This is a genomic window from Vibrio cidicii (assembly GCF_009665415.1).
GTDB classification, from domain to species: Bacteria; Pseudomonadota; Gammaproteobacteria; order Enterobacterales; family Vibrionaceae; genus Vibrio; species Vibrio cidicii.
The window spans coordinates 251110-272790 of sequence record NZ_CP035922.1 but is presented as its reverse complement, the minus strand read 5'-3'; the positions used below and the strand labels follow the sequence as shown (position 1 = coordinate 272790).

Here is a 21681-nt window from a genome sequence, read left to right as displayed (position 1 = left end):
CGTACGCTTTTCACCGTCACAAACCGAAGAAGCGCCTTGCCTGCGCTTTCAAACAGCGTTATTCGGCAAGCGTAAGCTGATTTTCTTTTAAAGCCTGTGGCAGCCACAGGTTGAGTTTCATCAGCAGTTCGCTTTCAGCGAGTTGGTTGTGCGCAAGCAAGGTTTGCCAATCCGCGTACATGGCTTTGCTCTTTTGCGCTCTGTGCGTCGTGGCACTTAATACGCGCAATACGTCGGCCTGCCAAGCTTCAAGTTTAACCACTTTGACGCGAAATTGATGGCGATAAACCAACAAAGATTCGGGCTGTGCGACGGGCATGGTGGGCTTTTCCGCGCTCTGACCTTGCTCAAGCGCCAGTGCATGACGGTCAGCGGCAAGCACATAGTCATGCAGCGCAAAATCGTGCTCGACTAATGTACTGCTTTGAGGCAAGGCCAGCGCTGGAAAGTGAAACAGACAACCTAACTCCGGCGTGCTATGCGGCTGTGCCCCCGCAGCGCGCAGTGCATTTGCCCGCGCCCTCTCGAATCTCGCAAGTTGCTCTGGAATCTTAAGCCCTGCAGCCCATTGTGGCTGCACGCTCTTTTCACTCGGGCGCGTTGCGGCGAGAAAATCAGCAAATCCCTCACCCAATTGATACAAACTGTAGTGACGGGAAGGTTGCTGTTGCAGATAACCTAAGCTGAATAAACGAAACAGCGGTTCGCCAAGGTAGTGCTGCAATGCCGGAAACTCCGCCGCCATGCATTCAAGCAGACGCAACCGATAGCCGTCCTGATATATGGCCAGACGTGCTGCCGCTGACATTTTCGCCGAGCCGACAATAAACTCGCTGGCCATTTGGCTGGCTTTTGGACCTTGTAGAATCGACTCAAGCAACCACTGCTGACGCGCGGCTAACTGATTAGATGAGCTCATTCGACCTCCTGCGCAGAGACGAACTGCTTGCGGCCAAGCGCATCGGCAATCGGTGTCGAGAGTGGTGCATTCTCGCTCTGTCTTAACGACTCGCGTTGTGGAATTTGCCCTTGTAATACCGCTTTGGCAAGGTTCAGTTCGCCGACCAGCTCGGGAAAATCCGGAATATTGGCATCCCACTCGAGCAATGTGGAAATCGGCCTGCCAGCCTGTTCGATCATCTGTTGATAGAGCTGCCACACAGCGGTTGGTACCGGCTTGTCGTGGGTGTCGATCAAATGGGTTCCGCAATCGGTCGGGCCTGCTAAATGACACTGCACCACCGCATCGAGCGGAATACCCGCCAAGTAGTCATGAGCGGAGAAACCGAGGTTTTTCGCGCTCACGTAGACGTTGTTGACGTCCAACAGCAAGCGGCAGCCACTGCGCTTAACCAACTGGGCAAGGAAATCCCACTCGTGGAATTGATTCTCCTGAAAAGCAAAATAGGTGCTGGGGTTTTCTATCACCAGCGGTCGTTGCAGAAACTCTTGTACCTGCTGCACCCGCGCGCAGACATGCGTTAGGCTCTCTTCGGTAAGTGGCATCGGCAACAGATCGTGGCTGTTAATCCCTTGAATCCCTGTCCAACAAAGGTGGTCGGAAACCAGCTTCGGCTCCAGTTCTTGGCACAAAAGCCGCAGTTTACTAAGGTACTCTTTATCGAGCGGATCGCTCGAGCCTATCGACATCGAAACGCCATGCAAGGCAATCGGATAGTGTTCGCGCAGCTTAAAGAGTAAGTGGCGCGCATAGCCATGGTGGTCGAGGTAGTTTTCGCTGATCGCTTCAAACCAATCAACGCCGCTTTGCTCTGGTAGTAGGTGCTGCTCAAGCCAAGCAAAATGGCAAGAGCGAAGCCCGACGCCAAACCCCATGGAAGCACGAAGCTCGGCATGAGAGTCCTCTGCATGAGAATGGGGCGGTGTCGATGCTGGGAAATTAGGCAGATCTGACGTGGAACGCATTGGCATCCTTTCAACTGAATGTGTAGTCATAATAACTCTGTCTGCCAAAGGGCAGACAGAGCGACGTGCCTTGCAAATAGGCAAACTGTTATTTTTCTTACGTTGATGGTGGGAAGGCCAAACGCAGATCAGAAGGTTGCGGCTTGTCCCCTGCCGTTTTTCCTTCAGCGGCCAGCGCTTTGCTGTACGCCTGCCAAGCGATGTCATACACCGCATCACCGGTGGCAAACTGCACCCCTTCACCGGAAACCTGTTCTGGATGCTGTCCGGCGCGCAATTGGTAAATGGGCATCAGGCCACCATCAGGATAGAGCTGTGAGGCGGAGATGGGCACCGCGCAGCCGCCCAAGCCACCACAAGCGTTATCGGCGGGCGGAGAGTAAAGTTCCGGCGCGCCGCAACCCGCTTGCACCGCATTCTTATTGCTCGGTGTGGCGCTCAAGCTACGACAACCCGAGCCGCCACCTGAGGTTTTCTGCACAAAACCACAACCCCCTTCCGCTTTACAGCTGTTCGAGCCGCGACAGGTGTGGAAAATCTCTTTCGACGCGCAGCTATTGCCCGTTTCATTTGGATTTGGCTCCAGCGCCATCCCTTGGCAAGCGTGATAGAGATAATCGCGCTGCGATTCAGGAATGCGCTGGTACTCTCCTAGCGACAGATCCGGTGCTTGGCCAAACACCGCCCAGCAGATGGAGACACGATCGCCAGAACCTGACATTGACGGGAACGGGAAGTCGACGCCTTTGTCTGTCCAGTATTTATTGAGCACAGTGGTAATGCCTGCAATCGCACCAGCAGCCACATGGCTCATCTCTTGCCAACTGGCGTCGCCACCCGCTTTGAGGTTATTGAGCGCCGTGGAAACCGCCTGAGCAGAAGGCAACACACCCGCATATTGGTTGTGTTGGTACTCTGCGGTTTGCAGATCGTCTGGCTGCCATTTATTGGCTGGGTTGGCATGCCAATCGGCCCAGGTGGTGATTTCGCCGGATTCCAACAACCCCTTCACTTGCTGGAAACGGTCGTAGTGATCCACCACGCCACCAAAGAAGCGAGCGTGCGCTGCGCCAGACATCGGTAGTTCGTCACCCTTTTCGTCATACTGCTTGTAGTCGGCTTGAAGTGCTTGGAAGTTTGGCTGGTAGCTTGGGTCAACTGGCGCCCCCACCAAACCGGCCGGCAAGACGGTTTGCGCTTCCACTTTCATGGTTGCGCCTTCGCCCTGATCGGTAATCGCGTTCATCAACTGGAAGATCTGGCTTTTTGCTTGATTGGCCTCTTTAGCGTCCACCACCGTTTTCATGCGTGGGAACTCTGCCAGCGGGTGGCCGCTCTCTTCGGTGTTGAACAAGTCGCGCTGAATCGAATCCGGATTAAACATTTTGCTAAACAGGCTGCTGCCGTCACTGTAAGTGACATTCAAATACGCGGCCAAACATTCATACATGGTCGCAATAGTGCCAAATTGCGGCAGGTCGGCTTCGGTAGATTGCGCGCTCCAATGGTCAAACGGCACACTGCTCTCGACGCCTTTGCCGTTGGTCGCAATATACTTGTCACGCTTGCTAGCTTGGATGCGGCTAGCGAGTACATCCGACGGCTCTTCAATCAACAAAAATAGGTTGATGCTGTTTTCATCCAAGCCACCCAGTGCAACTTTCACCGCGTTATAGGGCGCTTCAGAGAGATCGGTGAGATCCAAAATGTGCGGAATGGCGGTTTTGTCCGGGCCGTAGCAGATCCAGCCATTGTTCTCATTCACCAGCAGTGGTGAGTTGAAATCGGCCGCAGCCGCTTGGCTACCTGCCACGGTCGCACTGAGCGCATTGTGAATATTGGCCGCCATTTGCAAATGCAGCATCTCTTGGATAAAGACACTGAAAATCAAATTGCACGCTTGCTGATTGGCAGTTTGCGGGTTGGGAGTCGGCGTGATGCCTGGCCAACGACGGCCAAGATAGAGCGCATTGCCTTTCCCTGTAATCGAGTGCATGCCTTCTATCGAGTACATGGTGGTCATGTACAACGGAATAGTAAACAGCTCGACGTTGATCGCAGCCTGAGTCAGACAACGCACAGCGTTCACATCGGCCGCTAAATGGCTGATGTCTCGGTTCGATAAGCGCGGATTTCGTTCTAACTGCAACCCGGCCAAACGTTGAAAATCCATATTTGCTTCCTTTACTTTATCTACTTTTGTTATGTGGTGCCCGATACCGCATGGGCTCATTGCTCTGATATGCACAAATGCACATAAAGTATATTCATGGATTTTTGATTGCGCCAAAAAATTGCCTAATCCATTGCAACGAGTGACAACAGGGTGCCTTTGCACCGTGCAATCCTGCGTAAAATAGGTACAATCCTCGCTCGATTTTTTTGACTTGCTCGGACACTCTCATGCACACGCCGGACCTTTGCTTTACTCGATTCACTGCGACTATCGACGGCTATTCCCTGCCAGAGCGCTTCACTTTTCCGTTTTACTACACGCCGCACCCGCTGTGTGTGTTAGCGGCAGAGCAGTTGCAACACCATTTGCTCACTCAGCAAGATTGGCAACACAACTTTGGTTTGCTAAACGGGCAGCTCAACCGCGAGGATGAAAGCGCGATTGGCAAAATGTTTGGCGTGCTACTGGTACAAAATCCACAAGGTGAAATCGGCTTTTTGAGCGCGTTTTCGGGCAAAGTGGCTGAGCAAAATCTGTTGCCGGGATTTGTCCCACCGGTGTTTGACATGTTGACCAAAGAGAGCTTTTTCCACCGCGAGTTTGCCGAAATCACCGACATCAACCATCAAGTAAAGCAGTTATCGCAAAGCTCTGAACTTATGCAGCTTCGCCAGCAAATTGAGGCTGACCGCCAAGCTTACCAAGCGCAAGAGAAGGCCCAGCGCCAAGCCATGATTGAAGGGCGCGCTAAGCGTAAACAGCAGCGCGAGCAAGCGGAAGCAACGCTCACTGGCGATGCGCTCAAAGCGGTGTTGGATGATCTCGCCAAACAAAGCGTGGCTGAGAAAAACGTGCTCAAATACCTCAAACTGGAGTGGGATGAAAAACTCGCCAGTGAAGAGGCACGTTTGCAAGTGCTGCTCATTCAACTCGACACACTCAAAGAGCAGCGCAAAACCCTATCCAATGCGCTGCAACACAAGCTGTTTGCTCAGTACCGCTTCCTCAATGTGCGCGGGGAGCAGAGCGATCTCAACGCGATTTTCGCCCCCACCACCAGCCCTGTGCCACCAGCAGGCTCTGGAGAATGTGCCGCGCCAAAACTGCTACAATACGCTTTTACCCACAGCTTGAAGCCACTGGCAATGGCGGAGTTTTGGTGGGGCGTATCACCGAAATCGGAAGTGCGCCAACACAAAAAGTTTTACCCATCATGCCACAGCAAATGCCAGCCCATTTTGGGCCATATGCTGCAAGGGCTAAACATGGATCCGAACCCGCTGGAAGAAAACTGGGCAGAAGACAAAGCGCTGGAAATCGTTTATCAAGACGAGGCGATGGTGGTGGTCAACAAACCGTCTGGGCTGTTATCGGTACCGGGAAAAACCATTAGCGATTCCGCTTATACCCGTTTGCAAGCGCTATTCCCTGACGTGGAAGGGCCGTTTGTGATTCACCGCTTAGACATGGCGACCTCAGGACTGTTGGTATTTGCCCTCACTCGCCGTGCCAACAAGAGCCTGCAAAAGCAGTTTATTTCTCGTGGCGTGCAAAAGCGTTATGTGGCGCTATTGGAAGGTGAAGTGTCGCAAAGCCAAGGGGAAATCACTCTGCCCATGCGCGGCGACCCAGACGACCGGCCGCGTCAACTGGTCTGTTTTGAACACGGTAAACCCGCGCATACTGATTGGCAGTTGATTGAAATTCGCGATGGCCGCAGCAAGCTCTACCTCTACCCAAGAACGGGGCGTACTCACCAACTTCGCGTTCATTGTGCTCATCACCTTGGTTTGAACATGCCGATGGTGGGCGATGGTTTGTATGGTGAGAAAGCAAACCGACTGCACTTGCACGCCGAGTCGCTTGAGCTCGACCACCCTTACAGCAAAGAGCGCCTGCATTTTCAAGTAGATGCCGAGTTTTAGTTTGCACATTTCAGTGTGAGGCGCTGACATCAAAAGCGCCTCATCGAACAGCTTCCAATAAATATTCTAAGTAAAAGCCTCTTTATGCCGCTTCGCTTAATCTCAAGCTTTGATAGCAATCTTCAGCCAAAGCAATCATTTTGAAATCAACCTCTATCCCTGCCCCTTCAACAGCACTTCACTGCGGCGCTTTATCTGCATTCGTCATCATGAGGACGAAAAACGCACACAAAAAACATTCCGCTCACCCTCTCTAGGTAAAAGCTCTACGCTAGCCTCATGACGCTGGGCAATATCACGACAAATCGACATTCCTAAGCCAGCGCCATCACCTTTTTCCGTGTTGGCGCGATAAAAGTTGTCGAACATTTTCTCACGCACCTCTTCTTTGATCGCTTGCCCATTGTCTGCCACCGTCACTTGCGCGCCATGGGCATCCACCGTGAGTTGCACTTCAATTTCACTCCCCGTGCCAGAATAGCGAATCGCATTGTCGATCAAATTCTTAAACAGCACCCCCAGCAGAATCTCGTCCCCTTCCAGCCAATATTTCTCCCCCTCAAAGCTCAACTGTTGCTGCTGCTTGATGGCTAATGGCGCGAGATTGGCGATGACTTGCCGAATCAAAGCCGACAACTCAACTTGCTGAGTTGTAAGCTCAGCTAGGCTTTCGACTTTGGCTAAAGTCAGCAGTTGGTGAATCAAACGGTCGGTACGATCAATCCCTTTGAGGATCATGCCCAAGTCATGTTTTAACTCTTCTGGGCTTTGGCTGTTTAGGGCGTTCTCTGCATTTAAACGCAGCACCGTCAGCGGTGTTTTGAGTTCATGCGCCGCCATACGCGTAAAACGTTTTTCCCGCTGCCACGCTTGCTCAAGTTGTTCGAGCAGTTCATTTAAGGTCTCCACCAATGGGGTCAATTCGGCGGTTTGTTCACGCACATAGATGCGATCAAGTTTATGCACGCTGCGCACCGCGATGGCCGATTTTAGCTCGTGGATCGGACGGAAGTTGCGATCGATGAGAACAATCATCAGCAGCACTAAACAAGGGATGAGCACCAGCTGTGGCAGCGCCGTAGAGAGTGCAATTTCATTGATCGCTTCATCACGTATGTGCTGCTTTTCCGCCACTAAGACGTATTCATAACCACGCTGACTGTGCGGTTGAGCGAGCTGAAAAATGCGCCAGAAATGTCCTTCGGTCTGAACATCACCAAAGCCTTGATGATCACGACCAAGGCTCAGCGCAGCTTGTTGCGAGTCAGAACTGAATATCAGCTCATCGTCACGATAGAATTGGAAGAGAATATTCTGTTCATATGGGTGACCAAAAGCGGTTGCGATATCATCCCGAGCATGAGAAAGGCGCTGAATATTCTCCATCCACTCATCAAAATGTTCACGCTGCTCTTGCTGAGCAAGGCCATCGGCAGATACGGAGGTCGCCATTAGAAGTAACTTGGCCGATTGCCCTAACCGCGCGTCATAAACCTCACCCACCTCGTGTTTTGCAGCGGAAAAACTGAAGTAGAGAGACAAAAGGATAAGTGCGCAACTTAGTAGCACAACAGAAAGGGTTAAACGGCGTTTAATCGAGAAAACTTTATGCTTTTTCAATTAGATACCCCACACCGCGGACATTTTTGATTACGTTATCCGGTAGCTTTTTGCGTAAATTATGAATGTGCACTTCGATGGCATTGTCGCTGCTGCCTTCGTCCCAACCATGTAGCGCCTGCTGCAACTGCTCTTTGCTCAATACTCGCCCGGTCTGGGTCATCATGGTGGCCAAAATCTTATACTCATTACGCGTCAGTTTCAGTGGGGTTTGCTGACAACAAATCTCTTGTTTTGAGAGAGATAACGTCAGTTCGCCGACCTGAATCTGCTCTTCCGCACTGCCACTGCTGCGGCGAATGATGAGGCGAAGGCGCGCCAACAACTCTTCTAATGCGAATGGTTTACCGATGTACTCATCCGCGCCGCCATCAAGCCCTTTGACTCGATCGCTGATGTCATCGCGTGCGGTCAGGATCATCACGGGCAAAGTGTAACCAGCGCGGCGAATTTGTCGCAGCACTTCTAGGCCATCAATGTCTGGCAAAGTGAGATCGAGGATCACGGCGGTGAACTGCTCGGTTTTCAGCGCGGTAGTGACACCACTACCACGCTCAAGCCAGTCCACCGTGTATCCATGCCGACTGAGCGCCGCGAGCATGGATTCGCCTAATTGTGTATCGTCTTCAACCAGTAATAAGCGCATAGATTATTTTAATTTCTCCAGTAAACGGGCGATTTCCCCTTGCCGCCCTTCATCGGCCAGTGGGCGGTTTGCTCTGGCGGGCGCTTGCTGCGCGCGCGCGAGATATTGCTTGGCTTCGGCTTTCTTGCCTTGTTCGGCGAGAAAATCAGCATAAAAGTAGTTGGAGTCAATGCCGTTGGGGTTAATTTCAAGCCCTTTCTTCAACATCTCTTCGGCTTTGTCATCATCACCAAAACCAAGCGGCCAGCCGGGTACTTTGTAGTAGAGTGTGCCAAGGCTAGTGTAGGCCGAGCCGTTCAGTGTTTGCGGTGCTTGCTTAATCACCTCTTCAAACAAGGCTTTAGATTCCTTGACTAAGGATAGAGCACCTAAACCGCCGCGCACACCCGCCAATGACGATTTGTTGATCGCAAGCCAGACTTTTAGCTCCGCGTTGTTGGGGGCGATGTTCACTTCGACGGTATTTTGTGCAATCACATTTTCAAAACAGCGTTCTTGCTCATCGCTGTCAGTTACTTGGTACTGGCAATGAGCCCAGTCTGCTTGGATTTTTTCCAGCGGAGTGATCGCATATGCAGGTATCGAAGCGGTCAGCGAGGCCGCCGCCAAAACCAAAAGAGAAATTTGAGTGTTCATGACATCCTCTCCCTGAGAAACAAAGATTAACGATTAAGAAATGAAAGAATCACCGATTGCTGCTTGCGAATCGCGCCCGAGACCAAAAACGGCAAGATCTGGTTGATGCGTACAAACAGCCGCTCCGGCCAACCAATCCAACGCATATTGTGTTCGCGCTCTAAGGTTGTCAGCACGTGCTGTGCCACCACTTCCGGCTCATCACTATGGTTGCCAAGCACCTGATTAAGCTGCTTAACCGCCTCGCTATTAAGCTCGGTATTAGTGGCACGCGGGGCGAGGTAAAGCACCTTGATGCCTGTGCCTTCCAACTCTCGGTTCATCGCTTCACTAAAGCGTAATAAACCTGATTTTGCAGCACAGTAGGTAGCGTAACCGGGGTAGCCTATCGAGCCAAAAGTCGAACCGATATTGAGAATGATCCCCGGTTTGTTCAGCCAAGTGAGCGCCGATTGGGTTAAGTGGATCGGCGTGAGCAGGTTTAGCGCCATCTCACTCTCTATCGATTCGGCACTGCGTTTCGCCAATAGACGAAACTGATTGGAGCCCGCATTGTTGATGAGCGCGTCAATCCGCTCGCCTTGCTGGATACATTGCATCGCGGCGCGGCGGATCTGTGCCATCCCTTCTGTGCTGCTCAAATCGGCACAGATCAGCTTGTGCTTTTCAGCATTGGCCAACGACTGACGCAGCGCGTTTAGCTTGTCGCCATCACGCCCAACTAAGGTCAGGCGCGCCCCTTTTTCGGCTAATAGCTTGGCGATGCTACGCCCAATGCCGCCAGAAGCGCCAGTGAGCAGAATATGACTGTCTTCGATTTTCATACAGCGCTCCTAAGCCACTTTGCCAAATGGACTTGGGTAAAGTTCACACAGCATTTGCCCATAGAGGTGAAACACCATCTTGGCCGATTCAATGATCGCCTGCTGATCGCTTGGCTCGGTGATCTTATCCATCAAGGCAGCAAAAAAACGGATGTGCTGCTGATCCAGTTCACTGTGTGAGGTGAGATAGGTCATCGCCTCGGCAGGCAAATTAAGCTGTGTTTTTACCAAACGGGCAATGTTGCCACCGACACCTACGCTGGTGCCTTCCAACACCCACACCATGCCGAACAGAGCGAGTGGATTGTGGCGGTCAATTTGGTGGTAGAGATAGGCCACCATCAGCTCAATCGGCGTACCCACTCGGCCTTGCGCACGGTTAGCACGCACCGCATCGGCGTCGCCACCACTGGCGTGGATATCATTTAAAATCCACTCTTGATGGCCTTTTTCTTCGTCGATGTATTCGGCGATGGCATCGCGGACCCATTCATAGTCGTCGCTCAGACGCGCACCACAGGCCATAAGAAGCGGCACGGTGTGTTTAACGTGATGAAAAGCCTGAGTCAGAAAACGTTGGTACATCTCAAGCGAGATATCGCCATTGGCACAGGCCGCAAACACCGGCGCTTGCAGCATACTCTGCTGAGCACTGCGTGTTTCATTTTGTAGTGTTTGGAAAAAAGAAGTCATGGTCTATCTCCTTGAAATAATTAGCCTGATTTAAAGCGTTACGCTGGCAGCGCATCTTGTGGCCAGCGAATCAACGCCGCGTCTGACTGCGCTCTGGTAGCAGCGGTTTGGTGTTCAATCAACGCACGTTTTGGTCTGCCGTTGGCCGTCAGCCAGTCGCGCCACTGGGCACTGCTCTCAACCACCAGCAACTGCGCAATGCGCGCGTAGTCGGGCATAGTGCGATTTAACGCCTCGACGCGTTGGGCAATGTCGTCAAAATGGGGACTCACCACCGCCGTCAGATAGGCTTGCCCATCGCCGACGACCACAAAATGACCTCCGGGGACAAACACTTGCGCTTGCGATTCGATCCACTCCGGGGAGATATTGCGACCAAAACTGCTGATGATGAGATTCTTTTTGCGGCCAGAGATGGTGAGAAATCCTTCGTCATCGATGGTAGCGATGTCGCCCGTTGCCAGCCAAACATCCTCAAACGGTTCACCAAGATAGCCCAGCGCGCTATTGCCTTTGACCCACAGCTCGCCATCGTCAGCGATTTTGATCTGCAAGTGACTAAGCACCTTGCCGCAGCTGCCCGGCTTGTTGTTTGTCGCGGTGTTCATGCTCACCACAGAGCCGCACTCCGACAACCCGTAACCTTCGAAAGCGGGAATGCCGAGCTCGCGAGCTTTGTCAATCAGCTCTGGAGCAACCCGCGCGCCGCCGACCGCCACCCATTGCAGTGAACTCGCCAGTGATGGCGCTTGCTGCACCACGGCGATCAGCGCCATCAGTAGCGCGGGGGTCAGCACTAAACTCGAGGGCTGTAAGCGAGCAAGTGCAGCAGCGAAAGCGTGAGGAGAAAATTGGCTGGAGCCGTTTAGCCCCACTTCACGTCCGGCATAAATCAATGAGGTGACACCGAGTAAAATCGGCACGTAAACGCCGGTTATGTTTTCCAGCAAGGTGGACAGCGGCAGCACGACCAAATGCTGATGAAACTCGCTGCCAAGCTCGGCGGCAATCGCTTCGCTGACCCGCACTAAGTTGTCATCACTTAAACAGACCCCTTTCGGCGTTCCGGTTGAGCCAGAAGTAAAGGTGATTTTGCGTGTATTTCTGAGCAAGTTGGCCGAATGCGCGCTACTGAGCGAGAAAATCGGCAGATTGCTTAGCTCACCCGCTGGTTGCAGTTGGCCAAGCGCGTCTACTCGTTGATCTGCGCCAAAAAACCATTCGCCTATCAGCAAATCAGGGCAAGATTGAGATAGAAGATGCGCCACCTGCTCAGTGGAGAAAAACATCGGTACGGGCACAATCACCACATCGGCCAACATCGCCGCGAGATCCACGACCACCCAATCGAGGCTGTTTTCTGCCCTAAGCGCAATGCGCTGTACATCCAGGGCGATAAACTGTTCAGCGATTTCCACCACCGATTGCCACAGGGTAAAATAGCTCAGTGAGATGGCTTGCCCTTTGGCATTGTGACCAATAAAGGCAAGCTGCTCGGGGTTAGTGAGGGCACGCTGTTCAAGCGCGGTCAAAATCGTGTTCATCTTCCCCTCCTATGCCTGTTTTTGTTGCAGCGCCAATTGCTTTAAATGGGCCAGACCCAAGCGCAAATTGCCGGCGAGAATACGTGGCGAGTGCTGATAGTAACTGCCATAGATCTGAGTCGCGTTGGGGATGCGCTTTGCATCGGCACTGGCGATCATGGTCGGCTCTAAACCAAAGCGTTTCATCAAGGCATGCAGCGGATCGGTGGCGGTAAAGATGCACCATTCAAAGCCAAGACCAACCAGTTTTTCGGCGATAAGGGTAAAGTGCAATCCCGATAAACCTCGGCTAAAAGAAGCCAGTTGACCGAACTCAATCAGTGAGTCTCGGGTGACATCGCAAGCGAAACGGCGCGAGAGGATCTGGTTCGCAGGCTCGTCGAGATACTGTTCCAAAAACAGTGGCTCATCCTTCGCCACTCGATAGCCACACACCGATTTCATCTCACCGTTGTCGAGCAAGGCCAAAAAACTGGGCATAAAGCGATGTAAGTGCGCATCGAAGGCTTGTTGATAACGCTCTTGAACCAAGTGTGTCGCCTCAGGCCAGCGCGCATGCTTCTGGTCAATCACTTCAAGCTGAATCGATGATGGCTGGTATCTGCTGTACATAAGCGTTCCCCTTTTGCTCGTTCTGTCAGCAAAATTAGCTTGGGTAACTTAAGAAACGCTTAATCCAATTAGAGGAACACCATTTAAATGGTAATGAGGGAAATGAAGGGAGAGCTTGTCTCCCTAAAGTTACTCTGTGGGTTCACAATGCAGGCGGTGAAACAGGCGATGAATAGCCGGAGCAAATAAGGTGGCTAAAGCGGCAAAAAATACCCCTTCAATGAACAGGCTGTAAAGCGCCAAAAAGAGGTGCGTGGCTGTGGATTCCAGCAAATCTGCCACCGGATAAGGCAGTTCCAAACCACTGACCATGGACAACGCGTTGAGCAGCGCTTGCTCGACAGACAGGCCAGTGATCCAGACGAAGCCACCGATGCCCGGCATAAGGCCGATGAGCAGTACCAACAGCGCGATCAAAGCATAGCGAGCGCAGCGCCAAACAAAACGTTCAAAAGAAATCACATCCTGATGGACCGATTCAAAACGCATGGAAGTTACCCTCTAAGCAATAAGAAGAGCCTGAGGATAACCCGTTGCGCTTGAATTGTCAGTGATTAACCACTTGTTGCCAAAAGGATTTCCAACGCTGACTTTGCCCGTAGAAATCGCTCGGGCGCACGCTGCGCATTTGGCCTTGCTGTTCGACCAATAAGGAAGGAAAACCGCCCTGACCATACTGTTCCATCAGGCGGCGGGTGTTAGCGACTTGGCTATCCACCTTAGTGCTCGCCGCTTGCATCGCCTGTTGCCACGCGTCTTGATCTGCGCCTAACTGCAGCGCAAGCTCGCTCAGCGTCTCTTCACTGGCGACCAGTTTGCCATCAATGTAGTGCGCTTTTTGGATCGCTTTAAGCATCTCAAAAGCGGCAATCCCCACCTGCTCAGCAGCGATGATCGCTTGCGCAGTTTGGTAAGAGTCGAGAATCAGCGGCGCGCCACTCGATACCCGCTCTAAGTACGCCTCGCCAAATGATTGCCCCGTTTGCGCTGTGATGCGCTGATCGGCCTGCAAAATGTGCTGACGAAAATCGACGCTGATCGGCGCACGCTGCATCATACCGCCGGGGTGCAGAAGCAGTTCAATCTCAGGGTGGTGTGCCAGCTCAGCCATCAATGAGGTGGCGCCGAAGCACCACCCACACATTGGGTCAAAAATATAGTGAACTTTTACCATTTCATCTCTCCTGTGTGCACTTTCGCACCAATCTCCAGCGCCATTGGCAAACCTGCATCTGGGTAGCTCGCCAGCATAGTTTTGATCAGCATAGCGCTGTCTTTGCTGTTACTTTTCGCGTGGTCAAACGCAGTTAAATAGCTTTGTGAAAAACGAATCGCGCTGCTGTCGGTCGCCGTGTTGGCCGTCATGTGACCCGGGATCACCACTTGTGGTTTCAACTCTGCCATCTGCTGCAACTGCTCAGCCCAAGCGTGACGCTCTTGATTCGACTGCGCGTCTGCCATCCACAGGTGTACATTGCCATACACCGCAACGTTACCAAGGATCGCGCGATTCGCCGGGATCCACAGATAAGGACGGTGCGCCAACTCTCCTTCGCTGTCGCGAATTTCAATCATTTCGCCATCTAAGCTCAATGTTTTGCCTTGATAAGCGGTTGGCAATAACGGATTCACTGGCGCATTCGCGCCCATTTTTGGCCCCCAGAACGCCAGTTTTCCTTGCAGCTTTTCGGCAATTTTTGCTCGCACAGCAGGAGTGGCGACCACTTCCGCTTGTGGGAAGAGCTGCTTAAGCACCTCGGCACCAAAGTAGTAGTCCGGGTCCGCTTGGCTGATAAAAATGGTTTTCAGCGTTTTGCCAGAGTCCAGCACCTTAGCCGCAATGCGCAGCGCATCAGCTTTGGTGAAACCCGTGTCGACCACCATAGCTTCGGTGTCGCCATAAACCAGTGTTGAGTTAACGTGGAAGCTGTTACCGTCGGCGTTGTACACCTCTAAGGTGAGCGGTTTGGCCATAACGCCTGCAGACATCAGTAAAGTCGCGGTTAAAGTCATAACTGTTTTCATATTCTCTATTCCCGTATTGGTTGGCTCAATCTTGTTTCACTCACTTGGCGGTGAGCTAAGTGGATGAGCGCAGTTTACGGGCTGTACTTGTTCAGATATATAGCCAATAATTAACATCATTATTTCGTAATAAGAGCAAATCATGGATAGACTGACTGCTGCACGCGTCCTGCTGGACGTTGCCGTGACGCAAAGTTTTACCGCCAGCGCCGAACGGTTGGACATGTCGCGACCTATGGTGACACGCCATGTCGATCTGGTTGAAGAGTGGTTAAGTGTGCGTCTTTTACACCGCACGACCCGTAAAGTTGCCCTGACCTCAGCGGGGGAACAGTGCCTGCCTTTATTGCAAGCGTGGGTTGAGCAAGCGGCGGCGCTGCAGGATGAACTCAGCAACGATGGCGCGCTCGGTGGGCGCATTCGCATCGCCACCAGTATGTCGTTTGGCTTTGCGCAGCTGATCCCTGCGGTGAAAGAGTTTATGACGCAACATCCGATGGTTGAAATTGATATCGATGTGCAAGACCGTGCCAGCGACTTGATTGCCGAGCGGATCGATTTGGCGATCCGCATCGCGGCCAATCCCGATCCGTCTCTGATTGGCCGCCCTATCGCCCGCTGCGATTCCATTTTAGTCGCCTCACCCGACTATTTGGCCAGTAGTCGTCCGATTCAACATCCGACCGATTTGGCGCATCATCGCTGTCTTGGCTACAAGAACTTCGAGCGCCATATCTGGCATCTTAGCCAAGGAGACCATCATCAGTCGGTGGAAGTCTCCTGCGCGCTCACGGCGAACGAGGCAACCACACTACTGAGCGCGGCGCGCCACGGTATGGGGATTGCGATGCAGCCGACCTATCTGGCGCAAAGTGCCGTGGAAAAAGGCGAACTTGAGGTGATACTCCCCTCGTGGCAGCCTAAGGTGATGGAGATCTATGCACTGTATCCTTCGCGCAAGCACCTTTCGCCAGCGGTGCGGGGCTTAATCGATCATCTGCTGCGTTATTTTGCTCAAACAAAATGGCAGGATATCCGTCTGTAGTTTTGCCAAGGCTATGATAGAATGCCGCGCTTTGCGTCCCGCCAGTAGAAGTGACGCGATTTTGATACCCATTAAGTGAGGATTCGCATGTCATTTACTCAACTCGGCCTATGCCAACCCTTGGCACAAGCGGTCAGCGCGCTCGGTTACGAGAAACCGACCCATATCCAGAGCCAAGCGATCCCAGTGATTTTGCAAGGACGAGATGTCATTGCCGCGGCGCAAACGGGCACGGGGAAAACCGCCAGTTTTGTATTGCCGATTTTGCACAAACTGCAGGGCGCGCAAACGCAAAAGAAAAAACGCATCCGCGCGCTGATTTTAGTGCCTACCCGTGAGCTCGCCATTCAGGTCGATGACAAAATTCAGCAGTACGGCCAATCATTGGCGTTACGCTCACTGGCTATCTATGGCGGTGTGGATGAAAAAGCGCAAAAGCAAGCACTGATTGATGGCGTAGATATTCTGGTAGCCACACCCGGGCGATTGCTCGATCTCTACGGCCAACGTGCGGTTTACTTTGAAGAAGTGGAGATTTTAGTTCTCGATGAAGCGGACCGCATGCTGGATATGGGCTTTATCGACGACATCAACAAGATCCTCGATCGTTTGCCGGAGGCGATGCAGCATCTGCTGTTTTCTGCCACTTTGTCGAACAAAGTGCGCGATCTGGCGAAAAGCGTGATCCACAACCCGTTTGAGATCAGCATCGCGTCGAAGCAGGCCTCCAAAGCCAACATTGAGCAGTGGATTATTACTGTCGACAAAGATCAAAAATCGGCACTTTTGAGCCATCTAATTCAGCAAAACCGGTGGGATCAAACACTGATTTTCATTGAAACCAAGCATGGTGCGGCCAAGTTGGTTTCTCAGCTAGAAAAACGCGGCATTCACGCAGAAGCGTTCCACAGTGGCCGCAGCCAAGCAAGTCGCGCTCAACTGCTGGAAGATTTCAAAGCAGGTAAAATCAAATACTTGGTGGCAACCGGTGTCGCGGCACGCGGGATTGATATTGAAGCGCTACCGCGAGTGGTCAACTACGATCTGCCTTTCCCAGCCGACGAATACGTTCATCGCATTGGCCGAACCGGGCGGGCCAACGCACAAGGCGAAGCGATCTCCTTCGTTTCTAAAGATAACTTTAAGAATTTATGCATGATTGAAAGCCGTTTAGGGCATTTATTAGAGCGCCGCGAAATAGACGGTTTTACGCCGAAAAAGCCGGTACCGATTTCAATCTTAAATTATGTGCCTAAACATAAACGCCCGACAAATGACGATAAGTAATAAAAATGCCAGCAATTGCTGGCATTTTTATTATAAAATTCACATCAACAATATTTATTATTAATACATTAGTCATAAACGCCATCAAAAGAGAGTAGTTTGATTTCCAGTTTGGCACCAAAATATTGCAAACTGATCAACGGCTCTTCTTCTTCACTAATTTTTTTTCCCAATGTTTCTAGCACTTCAGCCATAAAATCTTTAACTGACTGATCTGCTTGAGAAAGGTATTGCTCCAGATCTTCATTTTTCATTAATGCACCTAACCCTAACTTTAACGTTAATTCTTATATATTTTTCAATCATTTATATTGTGCTCTTCTTTAACCCAAAGGAGAACAACATGGAAATCCAAAAAATTGTATTGAACGGCCGCCAATACCGCTACCGCGCTTATCCAAGCAAACATTCCGACCAATTTGCGATCTTTTTGCTTGGCGCTCTGCAAGATATCGAAAGCGTACATGCCTATTCGACCCGCTTCGCCACACAACTGAACTGCATCACCATTGAAGTCCCGGGCACAGGGCGCACCACGCCGTTGGACTCGACCATCAGCATTCGTGATCAAGCAAAAATGCTCAAAGATCTCATTCACTATTTAGGCATAGACAAAGCCCACGTAATGGGATTCTCTTACGCCACTGCGGTTGCGGTGGAGCTGTGCGACCTTTGGCCGAACGTGCTCAGCCTCTCCATTTGTGGCGGCGTTCCCGGTATTCCCTCTTCTGGCCGTTTTGCCACCAAGAAAATGATTGCTGCCGCCATGGAGAGCCCAGTGGCATTCGCCAAAAGTTTTACCCATTCATTGACGATCAGGCATCCAGATATTCCCAGAAACAGCGCCATCATTCGTGCAACAGAGCGAGAAGTCAGCAAAATGGAGCAAGAACGTATTGATGTATTCTTTGAGAATTCGGTTCGTCTATTAGTTCATACGCCAGCAAATATTGAAAATATCAATATCCCCTGCACCATTTGTGTCGGTGAATTTGACCCTTATGTCACCAAAGAAGTGGCGCAAGAATTTTCTGCCAAACTCAATCGAAGTCACTTTATTGTGATCAAAAATGCGGACCATTTAGTCCATTTACAACATCCAGACAAAGTCGCGGATATATTAATCGCCCAAGCCGCTTCATCTGTTGCGTTGCAGAAAACATTCGCCAGCCTAACGTAAAAACTTAGGCTATTTTCATTTTTCATGCATTTATAATCAACTCAAGTCGCTGTGCAATTTGGGTTGATTATTTTCACTCACCTTATCAATATCACATTTTATATGTATATCTTTGATAAACTCATCAGTATATCGATGGCGCTATTTTTCCGTGACTTTTCAACCTTGGTCAAAGCTTCCACAATCAACGCATCGCGCACATGCTGCACCTGACGCAACTGATGGAACTCAGGGAATTGGCGCATCTCGCTGGTAAAGTTAACGTGCGAACTTAGATGGAAACCCAACTTGACACGAAAACCAATCGCCACCGGGAAATCGCGTACCTTGTTCACGTCTTCCAAAATTTGGTACTGATATTCTGAAATGCCCAGTACACGCGCAATGGTTTCGAGTGGAATGTTGTGCTGCAAACGAAAACGTTTCACAGTAATCGCCACAGAACGGTAGTAGTCAATCGCGAATTCGTGGATATCCAGCACAGGAGGAGGAAGTAGCTCGTTGTAGTTACTCAGCAAACCCGTTTGCGATTCAAGCTCACTTTTGAAGCGAAGAAACGCCACGCGGTCGTCTTCATTCATTAAGTTCGCCACTAATTCCAAATATAACTTGAACTGATCGCTGGGCAGTCGGCCAATACAGAGCAGCGCCTCAATGGCTTTGTCATCCATGCCACGAAACTGCTCTTTCATTTTCAGGCCATAGTAAAAGCTGGTCATCGGCACCATCATGACCCAAGTTAGCGCGGCCACCACATGGATGGGGCGCATCGACGGATAACTCTGCTGCATGTAACGCTTGAGCGTCGAACCATTGATGCCCGAGAAACGTTGCTCGAGCTGCTTGAAGGAGATACCTTGAGCGCGGCGTACGTAAGACATAGAGACCGCCATATCCGTGTCAATGTTTTGCAGCAGCGTATCCATTTTGCGGATTTCTTGCTCAGACACGGCGACATTGAAGCTTTCCTTGCTGTTTTGCATAAGGCCTGTTTACAACTAATTTCAACAGTCACTCTCCAATGCAAATCCATTAGAGCCCGAATGCTTGCCAGTCCACAGCCTACGCTGCTTTAAGCAAACTTCCGCCCTGCGAAGGTCGACACAAAAATGACACCCAATTGTAACATTTTGTGAAGCGCAGAGCAGCTGAGCGAAAATACCAGATGTCACTTAGATGATCCAGTCTAAGGCCGCTAAGTTGAGGAAATATCTGAATAAATTGCATTAACGTCTCTCTCAACATAACAATTAATAAGGATATCATTAATAAACCCTGAGAATACTAAAGGCAACTACATTTAGAATTTCAATAAACACTCATTGTATTATGTGCGCTAAAATTAATTTTTCTTTTTCATGACAATAATGTCGAATCCACTCTCTATTCTATGCCATCTTTTGATAATTAATGAGATGCCTTACATTTCTCATTTATTTGGTATTACAATGAACAAAAAAATGAAATACAAAATTAAGCTACTTTCTATTTCAGTTCTTACTGCCATGTCGTTCCTGTCACATGCCGGCCAACCGCAAAACATTAAAAATGCGGTTGATAAGAACATTCAAGCTTTAATGAAACAACACCAGATACCGGGGATGGCTGTCGCGATCACTTACAAAGGTAAACATTATTTCTATAATTATGGACTGGCTAATGTAGAGAAAAAAACACCCGTAACGAAAGAAACTCTATTTGAATTGGGTTCAATCAGTAAGACCTTTGCCGCCACATTAGGTGGATATGCACAACATAACGGCAAACTTAACCTACAAAGTACGGCCGCCGATTACTTACCTGAACTTAAAAGCAGTACCATTGGCAGCACAAAAATCATCCAGCTTGCAACCTATACCGCTGGTGGCCTGCCACTTCAGTTTCCTGCTGAAGTGATGGATCATGATTCCATGATGAAATACTATCAGTCATGGCAAGCAAAGTTCCCCGCTGGGCAGCAAAGACAATACTCAAATCCGAGTATTGGACTCTATGGGCACATCGCTGCAGTGAGTATGAATAAAGACTATGCCAGCTTGATGGAGAATACCATTCTCCCTGAGTTAGGTATGTTGAATACCTATATTGACGTCCCAAGTAATCAAGAAAGCAACTACGCTTTTGGTTACAATAAAAACAATGAACCAGTTCGGGTGAGTCCGGGAATGTTGGATGCCGAAGCCTACGGGATAAAGTCATCCAGTACCGATATGATACGTTATATTGACGCCAACCTTGGTCTTATTCCTCTCAACAGTACAATGCAAAATGCTCTAGAAAGTACTCATATAGGCTATTTTGATACGCCAACTTTCACTCAAGCGATCGGATGGGAAATGTATCAGTACCCTGCCACACTACCAACGTTGTTGGAAGGTAACTCAGCAGACATGATTTTAAATCCTAAACACGTAAGCATCACCCACTCACAAAATAACCATATAAACTCCTGGGTCAATAAAACAGGTTCAACTGGAGGATTTGGAGCTTATGTGGCCTATATCCCATCAGAAAATATTGGTATCGTCCTGCTCGCAAATAAAAACTATCCAAATGGAGAACGAGTAACTGCGGCCTACAATATTTTCCAGTCAATCGTATCCTCTTCGAATTAATTCTTCTGTATCTCTACGCCACTGTTTCGAAAACCAGTGGCTATTTTTCGATCACACATTGATATACAGAGTTTTTCATTGTTATACTTTTTAAAATTTAATTATGAGCAAGAAAATGAATACTAAACACTGGTCGAAAGTTACCTTATTACATGAAGTGGTGACAAATCCTAATATCATCATCAAAGGCAGTCACAGTTACTACAGTGATTGTTGGGATGCAGGCTTTGAAGAATCGGCGGTGAGATATCTTCAAGGTGACAAAATAAGCCGTGATTGGCAGCTAAAATGGACTATTGACAAACTTTATATTGGTGATTACGTCTGTATCGCGCCAGAAGTGGTTATCTTGATGGGCGGAAATAGCACGCACAGAGCAGACTGGTTCTGTTTATATCCCTTTATGGATTTCATTGAAGAGGCGTACGTCGGCAAAGGCGATACGCACATCGGCGATGGTGTTTGGCTAGGCATGCGTTCAATGGTAATGCCGGGCGTTAACATTGGAGAAGGAGCTATCGTTGCTGCGAATAGCGTTGTAACTCATGATGTGGAGCCTTATAGTTTCGTCGCGGGATCTCCGGCGAAATTCGTCAAGTATCGTTTCGATAAAACCATCATCGATGAGCTTTTAACGTTGAAAATTTATGACTGGTCTGAAGAAAAATTTTCCGCGCTCAAGAAGTATCTTTGCGCCAGCGACATAGCACAGCTCAAACATGCGAGCAAGCACTATGACTTAAATCTACCTGCCACAAGAGCCTGAATTATCAGGCTTCAGTTGTCGCTGGCTAATACAGCTCTTCTGCCGCACGCTCGAACCGTTGCGCTATGGTCGGCGCTTAGCTCCACTGCCATTCTTTGGGCAAGCGCAGGGATGTAACGCAGCGAGAGATCTTGAGGCTTGCCTCGCAACCTAAACACAAA

Annotated in this window: 21 protein-coding genes; 6 read left to right on the top strand and 15 right to left on the bottom strand. The window is 50.2% G+C overall.

Annotation, left to right across the window (positions count from 1 at the left end; translation table 11 throughout):
• Nucleotides 1–58: 58 nt before the first annotated feature.
• From EWA64_RS16735 to EWA64_RS16725, 3 genes are all read right to left on the bottom strand, one after another.
• Nucleotides 59–919 carry an HvfC/BufC N-terminal domain-containing protein gene (locus tag EWA64_RS16735; protein ID WP_061896101.1) on the bottom strand — a complete coding sequence of 287 codons (861 nt, stop codon included), beginning with the start codon at nucleotides 917–919 and terminating at the stop codon, nucleotides 59–61.
• Complete coding sequence (gene bufB, locus EWA64_RS16730; protein ID WP_212590095.1) at nucleotides 916–1956, bottom strand: MNIO family bufferin maturase; 1041 nt, start codon at nucleotides 1954–1956, stop codon at nucleotides 916–918. Before bufB ends, EWA64_RS16735 begins: the two co-directional genes overlap by 4 nt.
• A gap of 67 nt (nucleotides 1957–2023) precedes the next feature.
• Nucleotides 2024–4099 carry a ferritin-like domain-containing protein gene (locus EWA64_RS16725; protein WP_061896103.1) on the bottom strand — a complete coding sequence of 692 codons (2076 nt, stop codon included), beginning with the start codon at nucleotides 4097–4099 and terminating at the stop codon, nucleotides 2024–2026.
• A 230-nt stretch (nucleotides 4100–4329) separates the two neighbouring features.
• Here EWA64_RS16725 and EWA64_RS16720 point away from each other — a divergent pair, with 230 nt between their 5' ends.
• Nucleotides 4330–6027 carry an RluA family pseudouridine synthase gene (locus tag EWA64_RS16720; RefSeq protein WP_061896104.1) on the top strand — a complete coding sequence of 566 codons (1698 nt, stop codon included), beginning with the start codon at nucleotides 4330–4332 and terminating at the stop codon, nucleotides 6025–6027.
• Nucleotides 6028–6234: 207 nt separating this feature from the next.
• On the opposite strand, the gene EWA64_RS16715 is transcribed toward EWA64_RS16720, so the two are convergent.
• The 10 genes from EWA64_RS16715 to EWA64_RS16670 form a co-directional block, all read right to left on the bottom strand.
• Nucleotides 6235–7575 carry a sensor histidine kinase gene (locus EWA64_RS16715; RefSeq protein WP_170320375.1) on the bottom strand — a complete coding sequence of 447 codons (1341 nt, stop codon included), beginning with the start codon at nucleotides 7573–7575 and terminating at the stop codon, nucleotides 6235–6237.
• A 58-nt stretch (nucleotides 7576–7633) separates the two neighbouring features.
• Nucleotides 7634–8293 (bottom strand): response regulator, encoded by a 660-nt coding sequence (locus tag EWA64_RS16710; RefSeq protein ID WP_039426815.1) that lies wholly within the window; start codon nucleotides 8291–8293, stop codon nucleotides 7634–7636.
• 3 nt (nucleotides 8294–8296) lie between these two features.
• Nucleotides 8297–8929: a tetratricopeptide repeat protein gene (locus tag EWA64_RS16705; RefSeq protein ID WP_061896106.1), complete on the bottom strand. Its 633-nt coding sequence runs from the start codon at nucleotides 8927–8929 to the stop codon at nucleotides 8297–8299.
• Nucleotides 8930–8955: 26 nt separating this feature from the next.
• A complete protein-coding gene (locus EWA64_RS16700) occupies nucleotides 8956–9753 on the bottom strand; it encodes an SDR family oxidoreductase (RefSeq protein ID WP_061896107.1) in 798 nt (265 codons plus the stop codon).
• A gap of 9 nt (nucleotides 9754–9762) precedes the next feature.
• Nucleotides 9763–10446, bottom strand: coding sequence for an iron-containing redox enzyme family protein (locus tag EWA64_RS16695; RefSeq protein WP_061896108.1), 684 nt, complete (start codon nucleotides 10444–10446; stop codon nucleotides 9763–9765).
• 38 nt (nucleotides 10447–10484) lie between these two features.
• A complete protein-coding gene (locus tag EWA64_RS16690; RefSeq protein ID WP_061896109.1) occupies nucleotides 10485–11990 on the bottom strand; it encodes an AMP-binding protein in 1506 nt (501 codons plus the stop codon).
• Nucleotides 11991–11999: 9 nt separating this feature from the next.
• On the bottom strand, nucleotides 12000–12602 hold the full coding sequence (locus EWA64_RS16685; protein ID WP_061896110.1) for a thermostable hemolysin: 603 nt from the start codon (nucleotides 12600–12602) through the stop codon (nucleotides 12000–12002).
• A gap of 129 nt (nucleotides 12603–12731) precedes the next feature.
• Entirely contained in the window at nucleotides 12732–13091 is a 360-nt protein-coding gene (locus EWA64_RS16680) for a hypothetical protein (RefSeq protein ID WP_061896111.1), read from the bottom strand.
• Between the two features lie 58 nt (nucleotides 13092–13149).
• Nucleotides 13150–13776, bottom strand: coding sequence for a DsbA family protein (locus EWA64_RS16675; RefSeq protein ID WP_061896112.1), 627 nt, complete (start codon nucleotides 13774–13776; stop codon nucleotides 13150–13152).
• On the bottom strand, nucleotides 13770–14627 hold the full coding sequence (locus EWA64_RS16670) for an MBL fold metallo-hydrolase (protein ID WP_061896113.1): 858 nt from the start codon (nucleotides 14625–14627) through the stop codon (nucleotides 13770–13772). The genes EWA64_RS16675 and EWA64_RS16670 overlap by 7 nt, the downstream gene beginning before the upstream one ends.
• A 142-nt stretch (nucleotides 14628–14769) precedes the next feature.
• On the opposite strand from EWA64_RS16670, the gene EWA64_RS16665 reads away from it, so the two are divergent.
• Nucleotides 14770–15672, top strand: coding sequence for a LysR family transcriptional regulator (locus tag EWA64_RS16665; protein ID WP_061896114.1), 903 nt, complete (start codon nucleotides 14770–14772; stop codon nucleotides 15670–15672).
• Between the two features lie 87 nt (nucleotides 15673–15759).
• Nucleotides 15760–16959, top strand: a complete 1200-nt coding sequence (locus tag EWA64_RS16660; protein ID WP_061896115.1) for a DEAD/DEAH box helicase — start codon at nucleotides 15760–15762, stop codon at nucleotides 16957–16959.
• Between the two features lie 68 nt (nucleotides 16960–17027).
• On the opposite strand, the gene EWA64_RS16655 is transcribed toward EWA64_RS16660, so the two are convergent.
• On the bottom strand, nucleotides 17028–17213 hold the full coding sequence (locus EWA64_RS16655; RefSeq protein WP_039426805.1) for a hypothetical protein: 186 nt from the start codon (nucleotides 17211–17213) through the stop codon (nucleotides 17028–17030).
• An 89-nt stretch (nucleotides 17214–17302) separates the two neighbouring features.
• Between EWA64_RS16655 and EWA64_RS16650 the strand changes: the two genes are divergently transcribed.
• Nucleotides 17303–18139 (top strand): alpha/beta fold hydrolase, encoded by an 837-nt coding sequence (locus EWA64_RS16650; protein ID WP_061896116.1) that lies wholly within the window; start codon nucleotides 17303–17305, stop codon nucleotides 18137–18139.
• 98 nt (nucleotides 18140–18237) lie between these two features.
• Here the strand turns inward: EWA64_RS16650 and EWA64_RS16645 are convergent, their stop codons facing one another.
• Entirely contained in the window at nucleotides 18238–19122 is an 885-nt protein-coding gene (locus EWA64_RS16645; protein WP_039426801.1) for a hypothetical protein, read from the bottom strand.
• 477 nt (nucleotides 19123–19599) lie between these two features.
• Between EWA64_RS16645 and ampC the strand changes: the two genes are divergently transcribed.
• Both ampC and EWA64_RS16635 read left to right on the top strand, forming a co-directional pair.
• Nucleotides 19600–20754 (top strand): class C beta-lactamase, encoded by a 1155-nt coding sequence (gene ampC, locus EWA64_RS16640; RefSeq protein WP_065860357.1) that lies wholly within the window; start codon nucleotides 19600–19602, stop codon nucleotides 20752–20754.
• A 115-nt stretch (nucleotides 20755–20869) separates the two neighbouring features.
• Entirely contained in the window at nucleotides 20870–21520 is a 651-nt protein-coding gene (locus EWA64_RS16635) for a CatB-related O-acetyltransferase (protein ID WP_061896118.1), read from the top strand.
• Nucleotides 21521–21681 lie beyond the last annotated feature (161 nt).

What these genes read in the sequence shown, in the direction of transcription:
- EWA64_RS16645 (WP_039426801.1), bottom strand. Translation starts at nt 19,122, where the DNA reads ATGCAAAACAGCAAGGAAAGCTTCAATGTCGCCGTGTCTGAGCAAGAA.
- EWA64_RS16660 (WP_061896115.1), top strand. Translation starts at nt 15,760, where the DNA reads ATGTCATTTACTCAACTCGGCCTATGCCAACCCTTGGCACAAGCGGTC.
- EWA64_RS16670 (WP_061896113.1), bottom strand. Translation starts at nt 14,627, where the DNA reads ATGAAAACAGTTATGACTTTAACCGCGACTTTACTGATGTCTGCAGGC.
- EWA64_RS16665 (WP_061896114.1), top strand. Translation starts at nt 14,770, where the DNA reads ATGGATAGACTGACTGCTGCACGCGTCCTGCTGGACGTTGCCGTGACG.
- bufB (WP_212590095.1), bottom strand. Translation starts at nt 1,956, where the DNA reads ATGACTACACATTCAGTTGAAAGGATGCCAATGCGTTCCACGTCAGAT.
- EWA64_RS16710 (WP_039426815.1), bottom strand. Translation starts at nt 8,293, where the DNA reads ATGCGCTTATTACTGGTTGAAGACGATACACAATTAGGCGAATCCATG.
- EWA64_RS16695 (WP_061896108.1), bottom strand. Translation starts at nt 10,446, where the DNA reads ATGACTTCTTTTTTCCAAACACTACAAAATGAAACACGCAGTGCTCAG.
- EWA64_RS16635 (WP_061896118.1), top strand. Translation starts at nt 20,870, where the DNA reads ATGAATACTAAACACTGGTCGAAAGTTACCTTATTACATGAAGTGGTG.
- EWA64_RS16655 (WP_039426805.1), bottom strand. Translation starts at nt 17,213, where the DNA reads ATGAAAAATGAAGATCTGGAGCAATACCTTTCTCAAGCAGATCAGTCA.
- EWA64_RS16735 (WP_061896101.1), bottom strand. Translation starts at nt 919, where the DNA reads ATGAGCTCATCTAATCAGTTAGCCGCGCGTCAGCAGTGGTTGCTTGAG.
- ampC (WP_065860357.1), top strand. Translation starts at nt 19,600, where the DNA reads ATGAAATACAAAATTAAGCTACTTTCTATTTCAGTTCTTACTGCCATG.
- EWA64_RS16700 (WP_061896107.1), bottom strand. Translation starts at nt 9,753, where the DNA reads ATGAAAATCGAAGACAGTCATATTCTGCTCACTGGCGCTTCTGGCGGC.
- EWA64_RS16685 (WP_061896110.1), bottom strand. Translation starts at nt 12,602, where the DNA reads ATGTACAGCAGATACCAGCCATCATCGATTCAGCTTGAAGTGATTGAC.
- EWA64_RS16650 (WP_061896116.1), top strand. Translation starts at nt 17,303, where the DNA reads ATGGAAATCCAAAAAATTGTATTGAACGGCCGCCAATACCGCTACCGC.
- EWA64_RS16675 (WP_061896112.1), bottom strand. Translation starts at nt 13,776, where the DNA reads ATGGTAAAAGTTCACTATATTTTTGACCCAATGTGTGGGTGGTGCTTC.
- EWA64_RS16690 (WP_061896109.1), bottom strand. Translation starts at nt 11,990, where the DNA reads ATGAACACGATTTTGACCGCGCTTGAACAGCGTGCCCTCACTAACCCC.
- EWA64_RS16705 (WP_061896106.1), bottom strand. Translation starts at nt 8,929, where the DNA reads ATGAACACTCAAATTTCTCTTTTGGTTTTGGCGGCGGCCTCGCTGACC.
- EWA64_RS16680 (WP_061896111.1), bottom strand. Translation starts at nt 13,091, where the DNA reads ATGCGTTTTGAATCGGTCCATCAGGATGTGATTTCTTTTGAACGTTTT.
- EWA64_RS16720 (WP_061896104.1), top strand. Translation starts at nt 4,330, where the DNA reads ATGCACACGCCGGACCTTTGCTTTACTCGATTCACTGCGACTATCGAC.
- EWA64_RS16725 (WP_061896103.1), bottom strand. Translation starts at nt 4,099, where the DNA reads ATGGATTTTCAACGTTTGGCCGGGTTGCAGTTAGAACGAAATCCGCGC.